General features: G+C 69.7%; 16 protein-coding genes. 5 read left to right on the top strand and 11 right to left on the bottom strand.

Features of this window, described 5'->3' with window-relative positions:
• The first annotated feature begins 8 nt into the window (after positions 1-8).
• On the top strand, positions 9-2,249 hold the full coding sequence (locus tag PSQ39_RS07930) for a xanthine dehydrogenase family protein molybdopterin-binding subunit (RefSeq protein WP_273926184.1): 2,241 nt from the start codon (positions 9-11) through the stop codon (positions 2,247-2,249).
• 61 nt (positions 2,250-2,310) lie between these two features.
• On the opposite strand, the gene PSQ39_RS07925 is transcribed toward PSQ39_RS07930, so the two are convergent.
• The 5 genes from PSQ39_RS07925 to PSQ39_RS07905 form a co-directional block, all read right to left on the bottom strand.
• A complete protein-coding gene (locus PSQ39_RS07925; RefSeq protein ID WP_273926183.1) occupies positions 2,311-4,701 on the bottom strand; it encodes a putative bifunctional diguanylate cyclase/phosphodiesterase in 2,391 nt (796 codons plus the stop codon).
• A gap of 332 nt (positions 4,702-5,033) precedes the next feature.
• A complete protein-coding gene (locus PSQ39_RS07920) occupies positions 5,034-5,573 on the bottom strand; it encodes a hypothetical protein (RefSeq protein WP_273926182.1) in 540 nt (179 codons plus the stop codon).
• A gap of 64 nt (positions 5,574-5,637) precedes the next feature.
• Positions 5,638-6,738 carry an NAD(P)/FAD-dependent oxidoreductase gene (locus tag PSQ39_RS07915; RefSeq protein WP_273926181.1) on the bottom strand — a complete coding sequence of 367 codons (1,101 nt, stop codon included), beginning with the start codon at positions 6,736-6,738 and terminating at the stop codon, positions 5,638-5,640.
• Positions 6,738-7,586: an N-formylglutamate amidohydrolase gene (locus PSQ39_RS07910; protein WP_273926180.1), complete on the bottom strand. Its 849-nt coding sequence runs from the start codon at positions 7,584-7,586 to the stop codon at positions 6,738-6,740. The genes PSQ39_RS07915 and PSQ39_RS07910 overlap by 1 nt, the downstream gene beginning before the upstream one ends.
• A 98-nt stretch (positions 7,587-7,684) precedes the next feature.
• Positions 7,685-8,644: a tripartite tricarboxylate transporter substrate binding protein BugE gene (locus PSQ39_RS07905; RefSeq protein WP_273926179.1), complete on the bottom strand. Its 960-nt coding sequence runs from the start codon at positions 8,642-8,644 to the stop codon at positions 7,685-7,687.
• 157 nt (positions 8,645-8,801) lie between these two features.
• Between PSQ39_RS07905 and PSQ39_RS07900 the strand changes: the two genes are divergently transcribed.
• A complete protein-coding gene (locus PSQ39_RS07900; RefSeq protein ID WP_273926178.1) occupies positions 8,802-9,710 on the top strand; it encodes a LysR substrate-binding domain-containing protein in 909 nt (302 codons plus the stop codon).
• A 25-nt stretch (positions 9,711-9,735) separates the two neighbouring features.
• Here the strand turns inward: PSQ39_RS07900 and PSQ39_RS07895 are convergent, their stop codons facing one another.
• From PSQ39_RS07895 to PSQ39_RS07880, 4 genes are all read right to left on the bottom strand, one after another.
• Complete coding sequence (locus PSQ39_RS07895) at positions 9,736-10,116, bottom strand: hypothetical protein (protein ID WP_273926177.1); 381 nt, start codon at positions 10,114-10,116, stop codon at positions 9,736-9,738.
• Between the two features lie 90 nt (positions 10,117-10,206).
• Entirely contained in the window at positions 10,207-11,325 is a 1,119-nt protein-coding gene (locus tag PSQ39_RS07890) for a transaldolase family protein (RefSeq protein WP_273926176.1), read from the bottom strand.
• Between the two features lie 18 nt (positions 11,326-11,343).
• Complete coding sequence (locus PSQ39_RS07885) at positions 11,344-11,742, bottom strand: hypothetical protein (protein ID WP_273926174.1); 399 nt, start codon at positions 11,740-11,742, stop codon at positions 11,344-11,346.
• Entirely contained in the window at positions 11,739-12,107 is a 369-nt protein-coding gene (locus PSQ39_RS07880) for a Spy/CpxP family protein refolding chaperone (protein ID WP_273926173.1), read from the bottom strand. The genes PSQ39_RS07885 and PSQ39_RS07880 overlap by 4 nt, the downstream gene beginning before the upstream one ends.
• 445 nt (positions 12,108-12,552) lie before the next feature.
• On the opposite strand from PSQ39_RS07880, the gene PSQ39_RS07875 reads away from it, so the two are divergent.
• The 3 genes from PSQ39_RS07875 to PSQ39_RS07865 all read left to right on the top strand — a co-directional run bounded on the left by PSQ39_RS07875 (position 12,553) and on the right by PSQ39_RS07865 (position 13,973).
• Positions 12,553-13,329, top strand: coding sequence for a Crp/Fnr family transcriptional regulator (locus tag PSQ39_RS07875; protein ID WP_273926172.1), 777 nt, complete (start codon positions 12,553-12,555; stop codon positions 13,327-13,329).
• 97 nt (positions 13,330-13,426) lie between these two features.
• Complete coding sequence (locus PSQ39_RS07870) at positions 13,427-13,648, top strand: hypothetical protein (protein WP_273926171.1); 222 nt, start codon at positions 13,427-13,429, stop codon at positions 13,646-13,648.
• A gap of 82 nt (positions 13,649-13,730) precedes the next feature.
• Positions 13,731-13,973 (top strand): DUF2789 domain-containing protein, encoded by a 243-nt coding sequence (locus tag PSQ39_RS07865; RefSeq protein WP_273926169.1) that lies wholly within the window; start codon positions 13,731-13,733, stop codon positions 13,971-13,973.
• Between the two features lie 36 nt (positions 13,974-14,009).
• On the opposite strand, the gene recD is transcribed toward PSQ39_RS07865, so the two are convergent.
• Both recD and recB read right to left on the bottom strand, forming a co-directional pair.
• The gene (recD, locus tag PSQ39_RS07860; RefSeq protein ID WP_273926168.1) at positions 14,010-15,965 is read right to left on the bottom strand and encodes an exodeoxyribonuclease V subunit alpha; all 1,956 of its coding nucleotides are present in this window, start codon (positions 15,963-15,965) and stop codon (positions 14,010-14,012) included.
• Entirely contained in the window at positions 15,962-19,588 is a 3,627-nt protein-coding gene (gene recB / locus PSQ39_RS07855) for an exodeoxyribonuclease V subunit beta (protein WP_273926167.1), read from the bottom strand. Before recB ends, recD begins: the two co-directional genes overlap by 4 nt.
• Positions 19,589-19,606: the final 18 nt, after the last annotated feature.

The raw sequence follows: 19,606 nt of genomic DNA, 5'->3' as shown, positions 1-19,606 counted from the left end.
AGAGCACCATGCATTTCGACGCCACCACTTTTGAGCTGCCCCGGGGCCTGCAAGGCCTGATCGAAAAAACCCAGCCCCGTACTGAACCCGCTGGCCTGCCGCGCCGCAGCTTCCTGAAGCTGGGCGCCTTGAGCGGCTTCGCGCTGGGCGCCTTCCCCCTGGGCACGCTGGCGCAGGACGCAGCCGCGCCCGCCGCACTCAAGCCCACGCAACAGCCCTCGGCCTTTGTGCACATCGCGGCTGACGGCACGACCACCGTCACCATCAACCGCCTGGACTTTGGCCAAGGCGTGCAAACCGCCCTGCCCATGATCCTGGCCGAAGAGCTGGACGCCGAATGGTCGCGCGTGAAGAGCGTGCACGGCAGCAACGACCCTGCCTACATCGACCCGATGTTTGGCATGCACATCACCGGCGGTTCGGGCTCGATCGCCCACTCCTTCACCCAGTACCGTGAACTGGGTGCGCGCACCCGCGCCATGCTGGTGCAGGCTGCGGCCGCCCGCTGGCAGCTGGACGCCGCCTCGCTGCAAACCCGCGACGGCTTTGTCGTGGCGCCCAACGGCCAACGCCTGGGCTATGGCGAACTGGCCGAAGCCGCCATGGCCTTGCCCGTGCCCGCGACCGTGACGCTGAAAGACCCGAAAAACTTCCGCCTGATCGGCCAAGCCACCGGGCGCCTGGACGCCAAGCCCAAGTCCAGCGGCCAGCAGGACTACGGCATCGACGTGCGCCGCCCCGGCATGCTGACCGCCGTGGTGGCCCGCCCGCCGGTGTTTGGCGCGCGCCTGAAGTCGCTGGACGACAGCGCGGCCAAGGGCATGGCCGGCGTCAAGGCCGTGCTGCGGGTGCCGCTGGACCGCGGCGCTGAAGGCGTGGCCGTGATCGCCGACGGCTACTGGAACGCCCGCCAGGCCCGCGCGGCGCTCAAGCTGGAATGGGACAGCAGCCAGGTCGAGAAGGTGGACAGCGTCCGCCAACTGGCCCAGTACCGTGCCCTGGCCCAGAAGGAAGGCCCACGCAAGTTCAACGACGATGTGTCGGCCATCAAGGGCGCCAAGCACCAGATCAAGGCCGAGTACGTCTTCCCCTACCTGGCGCACGCGCCCATGGAGCCACTGAACTGCACCATCGAGGTCAGCGGCGACAAGGCCCAAATGTGGGTGGGCACCCAAATGCCAGGCTTGGACGGCATGGCCGCCGCCACCGTGCTGGGCCTGCCGCCGCAGAACCTGCAGGTGCATGTGCAGATGGCCGGGGGCGGCTTTGGCCGCCGTGCCATCCCCAGCAGCGACTACGTGGTCGAGGCCGCCCAGGTGACCAAGGCGGCGCGCACGGCCGGGCTGAATGCGCCCATCCGCACGCTGTGGAGCCGTGAAGACGACATCCACGGCGGCTACTACCGCCCCATGCATGTGCACACCGCGCAGATCGGCTTTGACGCACAAGGCCGCATCCTCGGTTGGGACCATGTGATCGTGGGCCAGTCCATCGTCAAGGACACTCCTTTTGAAGCCTTCCTGTTCAAGGACGGCATCGACGGCACGGCCACCGAAGGCATGAAGGAGCCCTACGAGCTGCCCATGCGCCTGACCGTGCACCACCCCAAGGTCAATGTGCCGGTGCTGTGGTGGCGCAGCGTGGGCTCGACCCACACCGCCTTTGTGATGGAAACCCTGATCGACGAGATCGCCCGCACCACGCGCCAAGACCCGGTGGCCTACCGCCTGGCCTTGATGGGTGATAAGCATCCGCGCCACAAGGCCGCGCTGCAGTTGGCGGTCGACCAGTCGGGCTACGGCAAGAAGAAGCTGGCTGCCGGCCGCGCCTGGGGCGTGGCCGTGCACGAGTCCTTCAACTCGGTCGTGGCCTATGTGGTGGAAGCCTCGGTGAAGAACGGCACCCCCGTGCTGCACCAGGTGACCGCTGGGGTGCACTGCAACCTGGTGATCAACCCACGCACCCTGGAAGCCCAAGTGCAGGGCGGCGCGCTGATGGGCCTGGGCATGTGCCTGCCCGGTGCGGCCATCACCCTGAAGGACGGCGTGGTGGAGCAGAGCAACTTTGGCGACTACCCGGTGCCCCGCATCACCGACATGCCCAAGATCGCCGTGCACACTGTGCCCAGCGCCGAGGCACCCACCGGCATGGGCGAACCGGGCCTGCCGCCCCTGGCACCGGCCTTTGCCAACGCCGTGGCGCGCCTGACCGGCAAACCACTGCGCGCCCTGCCCTTCAAGCTGGCTTGATGGGGCTCAGGCTGGCCTGCTGGGGTCCGCGCCACACCGTGGCCGGCCCCGGCGGGCCGCCTCAAGACACCGAGGTCAAGGCCTGCGCTGACTGCGCGCGGGCCTCGGCCTCGGCCAGCGCTTCGTAAAAGCCCTCCAGTTCGCGGTCGAAAGCCTCCACGGCCATGGGCCGCCCCAGCCAATAGCCCTGGTAGGCATAGCAGCCCGATTGACGCAGAAAGTCGAATTGGGCTTGCGTTTCCACGCCTTCGGCGATCACCTCCAGCCCCAGGTTCTGGCCCATGGCCACGATCGTCTTGATCAAGATCGCATCGTCGGCATTGCCCGGCAGGTCAGACACAAAGCCCCGGTCGATCTTCAGCTCATCCAGCGGGAAGTGCTTGAGCACCGCCAACGACGAGTACCCGGTGCCAAAGTCATCGATGGACAAGGACAGGCCCATGGCCTTGAGCCGGACCAGCTTCTCGATCACCTCAGGGCTTTTCTTGAGCATCAGGCCTTCGGTGAGCTCCAGGCGCAGCAAGCGCGGTTGGCAGGCGTGCAGGGACAGCAAGCGGGCCACTTGGTCGACAAAATCATCGTGCTCAAACTGGCGCGCGCTGATGTTGACCGACAGCCGCAGCGCCCTCGCCCCCGCACTGTCTTGCCAGGCTCGGATCTGGGCGCAAGCCGCATTCAGCACCCAGTCGCCGAGTTCACAAATCAGGTTGGACTCTTCCGCGATGGGAATGAATTCTCCCGGCGACACCCAGCCCCGCACCGGGTGCAGCCAGCGCAACAGCAACTCCGCGCCCAGCGGGCGGCGTTGCGCATCGACCTGGATCTGGTAGTACGGCTGCAACTGGTCGGCGCTCAGGGCATGGCGCAGGTCCGCCTCCAGACTGGCCCGGGCTTCCAACATGGGCTGCAGGGTTTCATTGAAGTAGAACAAGGTGTTGCGCCCGGCCTGCTTGGCCTGGTACATGGCCATGTCCGCCCGCTTGAGCACCTCGGTCACACTCAGCTCATCGGCATAGAACAGACAGATCCCCAGGCTCGGGGAGGTCTGGTACAGATAGCCGTCCACATCAAAGGGCTGGTTGATCTCCTTGATGATCTTTTGCGCCACCACGCGGCTGGCACTCAGCGCGTCCTCCAGCGTGGCGCCCAGCTCTTCGAGCACCACGACGAACTCATCGCCGCCAAAACGGGACACGGTGTCATGCCCACGCACCGTGTCCTTCAGGCGTTGAGCGACCTGCTTGAGCAACAGGTCACCGGCCGCGTGGCCCTTCATGTCGTTGAGGTTCTTGAAGCGGTCCAAGTCGAGGAACACGATGGCCCCATGCGAGCGCTTGCGTGCACTCAAGGTGAAGGACTGGCCAATGCGGTCCAGCAGCAGCCGGCGATTGGGCAGCTGGGTCAACACGTCGTAGTAGGCCAGTTGGTGCACCGCCTCCAGGCTCTTTTGCGACTCGGTGATGTCCACCACCAGGGTGGCGGCCGCGGTGACCTTGCCGTTGATGTCCTTCAAGGGCGTGGCAAACCAGTGGCAGACGATGGTGCTGCCGTCTTTGTGCAGGTTGTCGGTGCGGTTGTTCTCTGGCGTCCCCCCGCTGAACAGGCGGCGGATCGAGGCGCCCGCGCGCTCGGCCTCCCAAGGCGCGACCAGGCACTGCAGCGAGCGCCCCATGATTTCATCGGCCCGGTAGCCGAAGATCTTCTCGGCGGCGGCATTCCAGGCGATCACCTCGAACTGATCGTTGCACTCAATCACGCCCATGGGGGTTTGCTCGATGTGCAGCGCGTGGCGTTGGGCCAGGTCATGGGCCACGCGGGCGCGCTCGTTGGCCACAATGCGCAGCACGATGTTTTCGCGCAGATTGCGGGTGAACGTGGCCCCGGCCATGTTGATGTAGACCAGAAAAAACGCCAGCAGCAAGGCCAGAGAGATGGAAAACGAACTGCCGTGGTTGAAAAAACCCGGCAGCGCCAGCGCGTACAGGCCTGCACAAAAAAACCGCCCGCTCCAGTTGTCCACCAGGTAGACCATGGTGGCCCCGCTCGATACACCGACCAGGGCCACCACCAGGAAGGCCTGCCCGGCCGCGTCGGCGGCGGGGTAGAAGTAAAACCCCACCAAGCCCCAGACCAGGCCGCTGCAGCCGCTGGTGATGCGAAACAAGTTCAGCCAACGGGCGCCGTCAGCCTGATCAGCAGGCTGGTGGCGAAACCCCCAAGCCAGCCATTCGCGAGCGCCGTAAACCAGAAAAAACACCAATCCCCAAGCCAGCAAGACCGAGGGGGTCACAAACCGGTATTGGGTCGCGACCAGGGGCGCCGCCACCAACAGGGCCACCAGGGTGGTGCGCCGGGTGGAAGCGTAGAGCAGACTCAGAACTTCAGCACGCAACAAGCGCTTTTCGTCAGGCCTGAGCGGGGTCAGATCCTGAGGCAGTTCGGCAGAGGACATGGGTCGGCCTTAGGGGAACAGGGGCAGGCAGCAGCCCCGAACACGTGTTTGTTGACGTAATGTACCTAAACAAGATGACGGTTCGACCCCGATTTTGCCCTGTGAAAACCCTGCTTTGGCACGCCCTGGGCCCGTGCAAAGGCCCGGCGAGGCCCTGCCTGCGCGGCCTGGCATTCAGAACCGCTGACACAACCCTGGAGACGTCCTTGCTTCGCCTTGTCGTACCGGTGGCACTGCCTGCGTCTTCGCGCCTCGCCTCAACCGCCAATCTTCGATTGGCGGGGTCGTGCTGGCGGGTCTCCATGGATGCGGGCTTGCCAGCCCCTGGGGCCTCAGCGCACCGGGCCGAAGTCGGACTCGATCCAGGCGGCGGCGCTGCGCGGGTTGAGCTTGAAGTCGGGCCGTACGCGGCGCTCGGCCACCGGGCCATCAGTGCTGGCGTGGCCGCCTTGCTGGGGGTGGGCCGCCAGCAGGGCATAGGGCTCGAATTCGTCGGGCACGATGTCCAGGGTGACCTCCCAGCGGTCCTCCCCCAGGGTCAGCATGACGCTTTTGTGCAACTGGGCGCGCAGCTGTTGCTCGTGGCGGCGCAGCACTTCGCTGGCGGTCTTGACCAGGGTGTTGAAGGCCCCCACATCGAGCGGCTTGGGGTTCTTCTTGTCGCGCCCCATGGTCCAGGGGCCGACCAAAGCGGGCTCCGGCTCGCGGCCCTTGAACATGGCCACGGCCCAGCCGTCGTCGTCTTCGTTCTTGATCACGCGCGCGGTCCAGCCGTTGTCGCTCCACAGCCGGGGCTCTTTGATCGCCACCGCCTCCTCGTCGGCCGAGGCCGGGTCGTCTTGGGAGAAATCAGAAGCGCTGGAGTGTGACAAAGCAAAGGCCCGGGTGAAAACGCGAAAGGGCGCGATCTTACGCGAAGCCGCCCAGGGGCGGTGCTCAGGCGGCCAGCAGCGCCGCCACATGGGCGCCCAAGGCCAACGAACTGGTCAGGCCGGGCGACTCGATGCCAAACAAGTTGACCAAGCCGGGCACACCGTGGTCGGCCGGGCCCTGCACCATGAAGTCCAGCGCGGCCTGGTCAGGGGCCTGGATCTTGGGCCGGATGCCGGCGTAGCCCGGCAACAGCGCGCCATCGGGCAATTCGGGCCAGTACTGGCGCACCTCGGCGTAAAAAGCGTCGCCGCGCGCCGGGTCCACCACCAGGTCGTCGGGTGAATCGACCCACTGCACGTCCGGGCCAAACTTGGCTTGGCCGCCGAGGTCCAGCGTCAGGTGCACGCCCAGGCCTGCGGCTTGGGGCACGGGGTAGATCAGTCGGCTGAACGGGGAACGGCCGACCAGGGTGAAGTAATTGCCCTTGGCATAGTAGGCCGGGGGCACCCGGGCCGGGTCCAGCCCGTCAAAACGGCGCGCCAGGTCTTGCGCGTGCAGGCCAGCCGCGTTGACCACGGTGCGCGCGCGCAGCTGGGTGCCGTCCACCGCCTTGAGCACGATGCCGCCCGCCTCCACCCGGGCACTGGCCAGGGGCGAGTTGAGTGCCAGCAGGCCACCGGCGTTCTCCAGGTCGCCCAGCAGGGCCAGCATCAGGCCGTGGCTGTCCACGATGCCGGTGCTGGGTGAATGCAGGGCGCCGACGCAGGCCAGGGCCGGCTCCAGGGCCTGGGCCTGCTCGCGCGACAACCAGACCAGGTCGTCCACGCCATTGGCAGCGGCCCTGTCGATGATGCCTTGCAGCTGGCCCAGCTGGGCCTCCTGGGTGGCGACCAGCAGCTTGCCGCAGCGCTGGTGGGCAATGCCCCGCTCGGCGCAATAGGCATAGAGCATCTGCCGGCCTTGCACGCAGAGCCGGGCCTTGAGCGAGCCCTGGGGGTAGTAGATGCCGGCGTGGATGACTTCGCTGTTGCGCGAGCTGGTGCCGGTGCCAATGGCGTCGGCCGCCTCCAGCACCAGGACCTCACGCCCGGCCAGGGCCAGGGCGCGCGCCACGGCCAGGCCCACCACGCCAGCCCCGATGACGACGCAATCGACGGCGTCCATCACAGCCCCCGGGGGTCCACGGTGAGCAGACGCTGCACCAGGGTTTGCAAGTGGGCGCGCAGGCCATCAAAACCGGCATTCGGCTCCAGCGTGCTTTCGTCCATGTAGAGCTTGCGGTTGATCTCCAGCTGGATGCTGTGGCGGTGGCTGGCCGGGTGGCTGTAGCGGCGCACCAGCTCCACGCCCTTGTAGGGGTGGTTCAGGGCCACGCTGTAGCCCAGGCCGCGCAGGTGCTCGCAGATCAGTTCGGCCAGGGCCGGGCTGCTGGTGCTGTGGTCGCGGTTGCCCACCACGAAGTCGGCATGGGCCTCACCAGGGAAGTCGGTGGCATGGCTGGAGGCCACGGCGGGCATGGAGTGGCAGTTGATGTGCAGGCTGTAGCCGTGGCGCGCATGGGCCGCGTCAATGGCCTGGGCCACCGCGGCGTGGTAGGGCACCCAGCAGCGTTCGATGCGCTCTTGCACCTCGGCCACGCCCAGCCGGCGTTGGTAGATCGGCAGGCCGCCATCGGTGCTGCGCCAGATCAGGCCTTTGCCCAGGCGCACTTTGCTCAGCACCGCGGGGTCGGTGGCCACGGGGCCCGGCCAGGCGCCATCGAGCAAGCTGGTGTCGATTTCGGTGGTGTTGCGGTTGGCGTCGAGGTAGCTGCGCGGAAACAGCGCTTCGACCCAGGCCACGCCCAGGGCGGGCGCGAAGTCATAGAGCTTGTCGACGTGGGTGTCTTCGGCCTGGCGCAGCACGGCCAGGTCACACGCGTGTTGAAAGTCGTCGGGGTAGAAAGTGCCGCTGTGCGGCGAGTCAAGCACCAGGGGCGTGGTGCCCGCCCAAGTTCGGATCAAATCGGTCATGCAGTCATTCTCCCGCACCGAAGCGGTGCGTTTTCTTGTCTCTTGTCATTTTGCCGGCCCTGCCCATGAAAGCCTGGGCCGGCCCGCAGGCTTCGGCCTCAATCCAGCGTGATTTTGGCGTAGGCGCTGACGCGTTGCATCTTCTCGATTTCGGCCTTCACCTCGGCGCCAAACTCTTCGGGCGTGGTGCCGGTGGCAAACAGGCCCTGGGCCGCCAGGCGTTCGCGCACGGCGGGCTCTTTGAGGGCTTTGACCAGGGCTTCATGCACGCGGGCGATGGCAGGTTTGGGCGTGCCCACCGGGGCCACCAGGCCAAACCAGGACGGCTCGTTGCAGGCGGCCAGGCCCAGCTCGGCGTAGGTGGGCACCTGGGGCAGGACCTCCAGCCGCTTGGGCCAGGACACAGCCAGAGCCCGCAGCTTGCCGGATTGGATGTGGGGCAGCGAGGCCGCCACCTGGTCGAAGTACACCATCACCTGCCCGCCCACCACGTCGTTGAGGGCCGGGCCCGCGCCCCGGTAAGGGATGTGCAGCATGAAGGTGCCGGTCGCGCTCTTGAACAACTCGCCCCACATGTGGCCAATGGTGCCGGTGCCCGGCGTGGCATAGGACAGCTTGCCCGGGTTGGCTTTCAGGTAGCGCAGGAACTCGGCATAGTCCTTGACTGGCAGCGCCGCATTCACCACCAGCACACCGGGCGCCTTGACCAGCTCGGCCACGGGAGCGAAGTCCCGGATCGGGTCGTAAGGCAGTTTTTTGTACACGGCCGGGTTCACGCCGTGGGTGGACACGGTGGCCACGCCAAAGGTCAGGCCATCCGGGGCCGCGCGGGCCACTTCGGTCATGCCGATGGAGCCCCCCGCGCCGCCCCGGTTGTCCACCACCACGGGCTGGCCCAGCAGGCGGGCCAGGGGCTCGGTCAGGGCTCGGCCGGTGATGTCGGTCGCCCCACCAGGGGGAAAAGGCACCACGAGGCGGATCGGTTTGCCCTCGGCAAATGCCGAGGAATGAGCGGCCGCCGCAGCAGCGGCCAGGGTCAGGAGGTGTCGTCTTTGCATGGAGCCAAGCTAAGCAAGAGAAGTGCCCATTCTGGGCCTGGCACCCACGCCGGCGCAAACGAAATCCAAGCCATAAACCATTCCAGATTGGAATATATTCACGCGACGCGTTGGGCCGCCCCACCGCCCCCCCCAATCCCACGCCAAGGCACCTGACATGCGCCGCCTCACCCCACCCACCCATTTGTTGCGCGCCTTCTCCAGCACGGCGCGCTACGGCAGCATCTCGCGCGCCGCCGAGGCGTTGATGCTGACCCAGAGCGCGGTCAGCAAGCAGATTCAAGAGCTGGAACGCTGGGTGGACGTGCCTTTGTTCCAACGCGAGCGGCGCCGGCTGAGCCTGACCCCAGCCGGTCAGCGCTACGAGGCCCAGGTGCGGCCGCTGCTCGCACAGCTGGAAGCCGCCACGCTGGAGCTGATCACCCACCGCGACGGCGGCGGCGCGCTCAAGCTGTCCACCTTGCCCACTTTTGGCGCCAAATGGTTGATACCGAGGCTGCCGCGTTTTCAGCAAGCACACCCCCAGATCACGCTCAATTTCGTGCCCTATGTCGAGGGTTACGACTTCCATCGGGCCGACCTGGACGCCTCCATCCTGTTCGGTGACGGCCACTGGCCGGGCGCCGTGGCCCAGTACCTGACCGGGCGTGAGCTGGTGCTGATTGCCCCGCCCGCGCCCCGCGACCAAGCCCTGCTGCGCACGCCGCAAGACATCCGCTCATTCACCCTGCTGCAACACAGCAGCGTGCCCCAGGCCTGGCTGCACTGGTGCCAGGCGCATGGGGTGACCGGCGTGAACCCGCTGCACGGGCCGCAACTGGACCAGTTCCACAGCCTGATCCGCGCGGTCATGGCGGGCATGGGCCTGGCCCTGGTGCCCGATTGCCTGGTGGCGGATGACCTGGCGGCGGGCCTGGTGTCGGCCCCCCTGCGCGACGGCTACACCGACACCCAGGGCTATTGGCTGGTCTACCCGGAAGACCGGGCCCAACTGGGCGCACTGACCCAGCTGCGCCAGTGGCTGCACGACGAATTGAGCGCCGCGCCCGGCCTCCAGCCAGCCTGAGCCCATGGCCGGGGGGCCTGGGCACTCAAGTCCCCAGCGCCGCCGCGTCCAGGCGCGCCAAGCCATGCAAGCCCGGGCTGGCGTGGGTTTCGGTGCCCATGGGCGAGGCCAGGGCCACGGTTTCGTGGCCGTCGGGGTGCTCCACCGTTTCCAGGGTCAGGCCCACGGGCAGGCCCAGCGCCTCGGGGTAGACCACGCGCACCTGGGCGCCGTCGTGCAAGGCATCGACCAGTTCACTCAGCGGGACCACGGTGGCGGGGCCGGCGTCGAGGTTGGAGGCCGCAACGACCTCGACCCAGCGCACATGGGTCAGTTGGTCCTGCGCGTCCCAGTGGGCGGCCGTGACGGCAAACACCCGGCGCTGTTCGGTGACGGAGGGACGGGCGCGGGCGCCTTGGTAAGTCATGCAGGGGCCTTGGCAAAGTTGAAAAAGCAGTATCGGCGGGGCGGCGCAGGCGCTCTGTGCCCTGGCGCACACCCAGCGCGCCCCCCCTCCTCAATCGAGGGGCGCGCCCAGGCTTTGCGCCATTTTCTCGGCCACGGCGGCCAGGATCAGGTCCCAGTCCCGCAGCGCGCGGGCCTGGACCTCGTGCTGAAAGCGCTCGGCCGCGGCACCGTCGTCCAAGCCCTCGCGCCGAAACGCCTCCAGCACCGCATCGGCGTAGCCCCCCTCGGGGGACAGCACCTGCCGCACTTCACCCAGCGGCTCGCCCAATGCACCGCCCTGCAGCATCTGGCCCTGCGCCAGCCAGGTGTCCAAGACCTCCCCGCTGAGCGCATGCAAGCTGCCTTGGGCGACCAGGGCGGGCAGGTAGTCCACCGACTCGCGCCAGCCCTCGCCCCCGGACTGCCACAGCAGCGGCGCCGCGCGCGCGCCGTCGTGCGCCAGCGATTGCCAGCGCGCCGAGGCATGCGCGACACACCAGGCGTGGTAGACCTGCTGGGCCACGGCCAGCCCCAAACGGCGCGGGCTGCCCGGTGGCTCGCACAGCGCCTCCCAGTCGCGCACCGGCACGGCCACCACCACCGCCACGGCCAGGGGCAGACCGGCGTGCTGGCGCTGCTCCAAGCCCCGCCAATGGGCCGCGCAGGCCTGCTGCCACTGCGCCGCGCTGAACTGGTGGTTCATCTGCACCGCCAGGGCGGCCTGGGCGGCGGCCTCCAGCGCCACCAGTCCAGCGGGGGTGCCCGGCAGCTGGATCAGCACATTCGGGCGCCCGGCCGCTTGATGCCACCAAGCCATCTCCTGCACCAGGGCGCGGGCATCGTCGGCCAGGGTGGGCGGCAAGGGAAAAGAGACCCAACCGGTGGCGCCCGAGCTGCGGTCAAACTCGGCGCGCAGCAGGTCAGCGGCCTCACCCACATCGGCCAAGACCAGGGCCATGAACAGCGCTTGGGCGGAGCCATGGCGGCGCGACAGGTCGGCAATCGCCTCGTCGTAGAAGCTGCCTTCGGTCAAGGCAAGCCGCCACGCGGCCCACTGGCTGCCAACCCCGCCCAAGGCCTGGGCGCCGACCCAGGACGCCAAGCGCCCCAGGCGCAGGGTGTCGCGCGACAGGCCGTCCAGCCACAAGGTCTGGCCCAGGGCCCGCAATTCACAGAGGTGGGGGTTCATGGTTCAGGGTGCCTCCACTCAACGGCGGTTCGGGCCGCCGGGGCCGGGGTGATGGGGGGCTGGACCGGGGCCACCGGGACCGTGTCCCCGGGCCCGCGCAGGTCCCACGCGGCGCGGCGGTGGTGGTGGCCAACGGCCCTGCTCCAGCCGGTCGCCATCCCGCCCCCATTCGCCGTCGCCCAGGTAGATCACCGGGGGCGGGTAATAGGCAGTGCCCGGCCCCGGCGGGTAGACGGCGACCGGCCCGGGGTAAGGCACGTAGCCATAAGGCGTCAGGCCCAAGCTGATGCTGATGTCCGCCTGGGCACTCCAGGCCGCGCACAGCAAACCCGCCCCCAGCAGGCAAATGCGCCAGGTGCCCCTGCGAGGCTCGGCTCGGGCAGGCTCGGCGCCGGCGCGGCTTGGGGAGGCGTTCATCGACGGGCTCCCGCCATGGGGTGGGCGAACACCCGATCCGCGCGCTGCTGCTGCTCGGGCGACATCAGGGCGTACAGCGGGCCAAAGCGGTTGGCCAGGTGCTGGGCCGTGTCGGCATGCACCTGGGCTAGGCTGGCGTAGCCCTCCAGCGCGGTGGGGGCCGAGACCGGGCCCGCCTGCTGCAACGCCCCTCGGCGTGCCATGGCGGTGTCCATCTCAGAGGCTGCCTCGCGCATGGCCTGGGCCACGTCGCTCCAGGCGGGTTCTTGGGCGGGGGTGATGCTCAGCCGCTCATGCAGGCGCAGGATGTGCTGCTCCACGGGCACCCGCTGGCGCGGGCCCTCGCCAGGGGCCGCGGGGTGCATCGCCCCGTGGGACAGGCCGTGGGGCCGGTCCTGGGCGCGCAGGGGCGCCGGGTTGGCCGATGAGGGCGCAGCGGGCAGGCTGCTCTGGGCCTGTGCGGCGCCGAGGGCGCACCCACAAACCAAAGCCAGAAGGGCTGGACGCCAGGCAGCCCGGGGGCTTGCAGTGGGCTCAAAGGGCATGGCTGTTCTTTCGGCCGCCAAAGCGGCATAGAGGCTGAGAAGCAATGGGACCCGATCCAAGCGGGCCCCCAACCGATTGAGCCCAGCGCCACAGCGCAGGTCTGTGCGCTGAAGGACGCAAGCGCCCTGCGCCGCCCCCGAACCCGCCACTGGGTGAGGCAGCGCACAGACCGGGCCGCAAGCGCCTCGCAGCATCGGATCGCGGTGGCGGGCCTGAGGTGGGCTTTGCCGTCCCGTCCCAGCGCCCTCGCCTGAAAGCCCCGACATGACCCCAAGTCCCCTGCTGCGCCACCCTGCCCCGAGCCGACCCTGCCCGGGACTGAGCCCCGCGATCGAGACCCTGCTCCCGCCCGGCTCAGCCCGGCCCGTGGCCTTGCGCTCGGTCCGCCGGGGGGAGGTTTTATACCGCTGGGGCGACCCCTTCAGCCACCTGTTTCGGGTCCAGGTCGGCAGCTTCAAAAGTGTCTGGCTCGGGCCCGAGGGGCGCCAGCAAGTGATGGGCTTTCACCTGCCTGGCGAGCTGCTGGGCTTGGACGGCCTGGGCCGCCCCAGCCATGCCTGCGAAGCCCTGGCCCTGGAGGACAGCGTGGTCTGGTTGCTGCCCAACGCCCCCTGGCGTGACCCCAGCCAGCAAGCGCAGTGGCAACAGACCTTGTGCGATGCCCTGGCCCAGACGCAGCAGCTGGTCTTCATGCTGGGCAGCACCCCAGCCTCGGGGCGGCTGGCGAGCTTTTTGCTGGACCTGGGGCTGCGCCTGCGCCGACAGGGCTTTTCGGCCTCGCGAATCAGCCTGCGCATGTCGCGGGAGGACATTGGCAGCTACCTGGGCCTGACCGTGGAGACCATCAGCCGCCTGTTTTCGCGCCTGGACCAAAGCGGCGTGCTGCGCGTGCAGCGGCGCGACATCCAGGTGCTGAACCTGGCTGTGCTGCAGCAGCTCAGCCAGGGCCCGCGCCGCCAGCCGACAGAGGCGACCACGCCCAGTCCAGCCCATGCGGCCGAGCCAGGCCCCAGCTCGGCGAGCCAAGCCTCGGCTTGGTGAGGCAACAGACAGACCCCGGCGCCGGCCACCGGCACGCTGAGGGCTGCGGTTGATCCGACCGCGCCCTCTGCCCCCTGTCCCTCCTTAGGAGCCCAAGATGATCCTCAAACTCCCGCGCCTGAGCGAAGAAGCTGGCGAAATCGCCCTGGAACGCATGCAACGCAAAGCCGCCGATTTGCATGACAAAGCCACCAAACACCACCGCGCAGCGGCCCTGTTGTACGAGTCGGGCGACCGCTACCAGGCCGACGCCCACGCCAGCATCGCGCGGCGCCATTCGATGGCGGCGCTGGAGGCCGCAGCCGTGCCCAAGACCTGAAGGCGCTGTCGTGCAGTCCGATGTGGTTTGGGTTAGCCTCGGGTGCTTCGTCACGTTACCAGCGCCCTGGCGCCCTCCCACCATGGACAACACCCACCCGCGCTTCCACGACCTGTTTGAGCAACTGGGCCTGCCAGCCTCGGCCGAGCAGATCCAGCACTTCATCCACCAGCACAACCCGCTGGCAGCCGAGCTGAGCCTGCCTGAGGCGCCCTTCTGGACCCCGGCCCAGGCCGGCTTTTTGCGCCAGCAGTGGCAGCAGGACGCCGACTGGTCCGAGCTGGTCGACCAGCTCGACAACGCCTTGCGCGCGCCCAAGCCCTGAGGCGGGATCAAAGGGCTCAGCCCGGCCCGGCCCAGCTCAGCTGGCGGCCGGTCGGGCGGCGGCCCCCAGGCCCCCGCTGCGCACCACTTTTTTCTCGACCGCGCGCCACAGCGCGGGCGTGGCCGGCACCACCAGGGTGAGCCGGCTTTTGGCGCGCGTGATGCCGGTGTAGAGCAGCTCGCGCGTGAGCACCGCCACCGGCAGCTCGGGCAGCACCAGGGCCACATGCTCGAACTCCGAGCCCTGCGATTTGTGCACCGTCATGGCGAACACGCTCTCCACCGCGTCCAGCCGCGAGGGCTGCACCCAGCGCACCCCGCCATGGCCGTCGGCAAAAGCCACGCGCAAGCCCTTGGCATGCCGCAGGCACAGGCCCACGTCACCGTTCATGAGCTGCAGCGAGTAGTCGTTGCGCGTGACCATCACCGGGCGGCCCGCGTACCAGCCCTCGGTGGGCAGGCCCAGGGCCTGGGCGATGCGGCGGTTCAGGCCGTCCACGCCCCAAGCCCCCTCGCGCACCGCGCACAGCACCTGAAACCGGTTGAAGGCCACCAGGGCCTGCAAGGCCTGGGCGTCGTCCACGGCCGCAGTCGACGCAGTGACCGCGCTCAGCCAGGCGCGCCAGGTCGACCAGCCGCGCTGCCAGATCGAGGCCAGGGCCGGGTCGTGGGCCTGGGTGGGCTCCAGGCGGTCCACCGAAGCACTGGCCGCCGCCGTGGCGCGCGGGCTGCGCCGCCACAAGGCCTGCACCTGGGCCATCTGGCCCTGGTTGACGGCGCTGGCCCATTGGCCGATCTCGCTGTCACCGGCAAAGCGCCGGCTGAAGCGCAGCATCACGGTTTGCTGGGCCAGCGCGCCGCCCGCACCCTGGTAGGGTGACACGTCGACCGCGGCCACCGACTGCAGCCAGGCCACGGTGTCGGCGCTGTAGCCGCCCGCGTCCGCCCCTTCGCAGAGCTGGCCCATGACCGCCCCGGCCTCGACCGAGGCCAGTTGGTCCTTGTCGCCCAGCAGGATGACGCTGGCATTGGGCGGCACCGCGGCCAGGAGGCGGGCCATCATGTCGAGGTCGATCATCGAGGCCTCGTCCACCACGATCAAGTCCAGCGCCAGCTCGGGCGGCGGCTGGTGCCCGGCCCCCGGGCGCACCTGCAGCAGCTTGTGCAGGGTCTGGGCCTGCTCGGGGATGTCGGCCTGCAAAGGCGCCGGCAGGCGCTGCACCGCCGAGGCAATGGACTCGGCCAGCCGCGCCGCCGCCTTGCCCGTGGGGGCGGCCAGCGCAATGCGCAAGGGCTGGCCACGCCGCTGAGGGCTGTGCCGCGCGTTGTCCTGCAGCAGCGCCAACAGGCGCACCACGGTGGTGGTCTTGCCAGTGCCGGGGCCACCGGTGATCAGGGTGAAGCGCTGGCGCGCCGCCAGCGCGCAAGCCACTTTTTGCCAGTCCGGCCCGGGCACCAGCGGGTCCGGGGCGAACAGCTGGTTGAGGGCCGAGGCCAGGCCCGCCGGCGCCAGCGGCGGCAAGGCCAGGCGGGCGGCGATGGAGTCCCGGATCTGCTGCTCGGCCTGCCAGTTGCGGCGCAGGTACAGGCGCTGGCCTTCGCGCACCAGGGGGCTGCCCAGGGTGCCACACCAAGGCAGGTCGTCGGCGGCCCGGCCCAGCGCGGAGGGCAGGCCTTGCAGGGCGGCGGGCTCCCAGCCCAGGGTGGCGGCCGGTTGGCTGGCCAGCGCGTCCAGGTCCAGGCAGGCGTGGCCACGGCCAAACTGGTGGCTGACCAGGGCGGCCAGCCAGGCGTGGCGCGGCTCGGTGCTGGGTTGGGCGTCCTGCAGAAAGCGCGCCAGGGCGCGGTCCAGGGTGCTCAAGGGGGAGTCGGCCTCGGGGATTTGCCAGGGCCAGGGCACGGCGGCGGGCGCCGTGGCCTCGGGGGCCCCGGCGTCGTCGGGCGGCAGGCTGAGCCAGTCGAGCTGGGTCGGTGGTGTGGGACTGCGGCTCATGCCAAGGCCTCCTGCGTGCGGTGGCCGCTGAAGGCCTGGTCCAGGGCTTCGATCAAGGCCACGGGCGGGCGCTCGTAGAACACGCCTTGCCCCAGCTGGTCGGTGCCGCGCGCGAACAGGTAGATGGCGCCGCCCAGGTGCTGCTCGGGTTGGTAGTCGGGCAGCCGCGACTTGAGCAGGCGGTGCAAGGCCAGCAGGTACAGGCTGTACTGCACGTCGTAGCGGTGCGCCAGCACGGCCTGGGCCAGGGTCTCGGCGCGGTAGTCGGGCAGGCGGTTGGATTTGTAGTCCAGCACGTGGTAGCGGCCCTCGTGCAGCAGCACCAAGTCCATGAAGCCCGTCAGCATGCCTTCGAGCTGGCGGGGCAGCAAGCTCGGGCGCGGCAGGCCGGGCAGGACCCGGGCGCTGATCAGCGCGTCCAGCGCCGCTGTGGGCAGGCCGCGCACGGGCAGGCTGAAGTTCATTTCAGCCCAGAAATCGGTCGGGGCCAGTTGGCCCAGCACCAGGGGCTGTTCGGCCCCGGGCCAGTGCAGCGGGCTGCGCAGGATCTGCCCCGCCCAGTCACCCAACTGGGCGGTCTGGGCCTCGTCGAGTTGCAGCGCGGCGGCCTGGCGTTGCAGCAGGGCCAACCAGTCGGCCTGGCGCGGGTCCAGCAGCCCGGCAGCGCCGGGCTCGGCGGGCGCGGGCAGCGGCTGCGCGGCGGGCCAGCCCTGGCCGGCCTGCCACTCCAGCAGGTCGTGCAGCAGGGTGCCGTAGCGGCTGCCGGCCGGGAAGCTGTTCCAGCCCGGGGCCACGGCCTCGTCCTCGGGCGTGGCTTCGGGCGTGTCGCGGTTGTCGGTCAGGGCGTCGTCCAGGCGCTCGTCGCGCTCGGACAAGGGGCTTTGCCCGCTGCCAGGCGCCTCGGGCCGCTCGCCCAATTCGCGGGTCAGCGCACTGAAGCTGGCCGTCCACCAGGGGCGGCTGGCGCGGCGCTGGGGCTGCAGGGCGGCCTGCGGCTGGCTGGCCTGGGCGGGTGGCTGGTAGCGCTGGTCATCGGGCGGCGGCGCGGGCAAGACCGCGATGTCGGGACAGGCGGCCCAGGCCTGCAAGCAGGGGTCCAGGTCGTCCGGGCCCTGGCGGCCCAGCAGGCGCGAGAAGGCGCTCATCACCTGGGGCGTCTTGCCGTCCAGGTCGCCCGCCAGCGGGGCCACGCCCAGCCACAGGGCTTGTTCGGCGCGCGTCAGGGCCACGTAGAGCAGGCGCACGTCTTCGGCCAGGCGCTGGGCGTCATCGCGGCCATTCGCCGTGTCTTCGGCGCGGTAGCCACAGACAAAGGGCAGGAACACCAGCGGGTACTGCAAGCCCTTGGACTTGTGCATGGTGATGACCTGCACCAGCGCGGCGTCGCTCTCCAGCCGGGTCTGGGCCGCCTCGCCGCTGGCGCTGGGCTTTTGCAGTTGCTGCTCCAGGTAGCGCAGCAAGGCGCCCTCCCCTTGCAGGCCCTGGCTGGCGGCTTGCAACAGGTCGCCCAGGTGCAGCAGGTTGCTCAGGCGGCGCTCGCCTTGCTCGGCCCCGGGCGCCAGCAGGCGGCGCGGCACGCCCAGCGCGTGCAGCCAGTGGTGCAGCATGGGCAGCAGGCCTTGCTGCTGCCAGATTTTTTGCCAGCCATGGAACTGGTCGACCAGGGCGTCCCAGGCGTCTTCGTCGTGCAGCAGGCGCTCCAATTCGGGCCAGCTCAGGCCCCACAAGCGGGTCAGCAACGCGGCCTTGAGCGCGCTGGCCGAGCGCGGCTGGGCCACGGCACAGAGCAGGCGCCACAGGTCTTGCGCTTCGGCCGTGGCGTACACGCTGTCGCGGTCGGACAGGTACACGCTGCGCACGCCGCGCGCGGCCAGTTCGCTGCGGATGGCCTGGGCCTCCAAGCCATTGCGCACCAGCACCGCCATCTGGCCGGGCTGGGCCGCGCCCTGGTTGAGCAAGGCCACCATTTGCGAGGCAAACAGCGCGGCCATGTCGCGGAGGTAGGCCGATTTGGAGGCCGGTTTGTCACGCCCCTGCCGCCACACGGTGAGCGCGGGCTGGGGCTGGCCGCCCACCTGCAGCGCCTGCACATCGGGGTTGCAGGCCTGCACCGGCTCGAAGGGCAAGGGGCCAAAGGGCTGCACGGCCTGGGCGAACACGTGGTTGACGGCGGCCACCGCGCCCGCGCTGGAGCGGAAATTGCCCGACAAGGTGTGCACGGCCTGGGCCTGGCTGCGCGCGCTGAGGTAGGTGGCCAGGTCGGCGCCGCGGAAGCTGTAAATGGCCTGCTTGGGGTCGCCAATCATGATCAGGCCCGTGCCCAGCCCGTCGGGCCCACCGTAGATGCGCCAGAGCGCGCCGTACTGCCAGGGGTCGGTGTCCTGGAACTCGTCCACCAGCGCCACCGGGAACTGGGCCCGGATGGCGGCGGCGAGGCGCCCGTCGGGCGCTTGCAGGGCCTGGTACAGGCGCTGCAGCAGGTCGGAGAAATCAAACTGTGCCAAGCGCGCCTTGGCGGCCTGGTAGGCCGCGCCAATGTGCTGGGCGGCATGGGCCAGCCAGGCCGGGCCGATGTCGGGCGCCACGCGCAGGTGGTCGCACAAGTCGTCCAGCAGCGCGCTGACCGGGTGCGCGTCGGCGTCGCGCCAGCCGCGCTCGCGCAGGCGGCTGAGGCTGAAGCGCTCCAGCAGCTCCAGCTTGGCGGCTTCGCCCTCGGCCCAGCGGCCCATGGCCGTGAGCCAGCCAGCCAGCCAGTCGGGGCGGTAGTTCTTGAGGGTTTTGCGCGCGGCGGCGTCGCCCAGGGCCTGCAGCCAGTCGGGCGTCCAGGCGGCGCGCGCCTGGGCCAGCAAGGCCTCGTGGCGCTGCTGCCATTGGCGCCATTGGGCCACCAACTGGTCGGGGTTCTCCAAGGGCTCCTGGGCGGCCAAAGCGGCTTGCGGGCTGCGCTCGGCCTGGGCCCACAGGGGCACCAGGCGCTGCAAGAGCTCGGCCGGGTCGCGGCCCAGTGGGCTCAGCGCGTCCAGGTCGCCCACCGCCAGCGGGTAGCACCAGCGGCGCCAGTAGTCTTGCGCGGCCGCCAGCTGCAGCTGGGCCCCGTCTTCGACCCGGGCCTGCTCAAACAGGCTGGCGCTGTCGAAGGCGTGCTGGCTCAGCATGCGGTGGCTCCAGCCGTGGATGGTGAAGATGGCGGCGTCGTCCATCCACTGCGCGGCCAGGTCCAGGCGGCGCGCGCACTCGGGCCAGCGCGCGGGCTCGATCTGGGCGCGCAGCTTGTGCAAAAAGGGGTCGGCCTCGGCCTCGCCTTCGGGCCGCTCGGCGAAGTAGCGCGCGGCCTGGGCCAGGCGGGCGCGCACGCGGCCGCGCAGCTCGGCGGTGGCCGCGTCGGTGAAGGTCATGACCAGGATTTGCGGCGGGAACAAGCCGCGCTCGGTGTGCAGGCCCTCGGCCTGGTGGCCCAGCACCAGGCGCACATAGAGCGCCGCCAGGGTCCAGGTCTTGCCCGTGCCGGCCGAAGCCTCGATGACCTGCAGGCCCTGCCAGGGCAGGGTCAGCGGGTCCAGCGCCTGCAGCGGGGGCTGGGCCTCGGCGGCGGGGGTGGGCAAGTCAAGGTCGGTGGGGCTCATGCAGGGGTCCGTCAGATC

Source organism: Curvibacter microcysteis, from assembly GCF_028649455.1.
Taxonomy (GTDB): domain Bacteria; phylum Pseudomonadota; class Gammaproteobacteria; order Burkholderiales; family Burkholderiaceae_C; genus Curvibacter; species Curvibacter microcysteis.
This window is presented reverse-complemented; position numbering and strand designations above follow the sequence as displayed.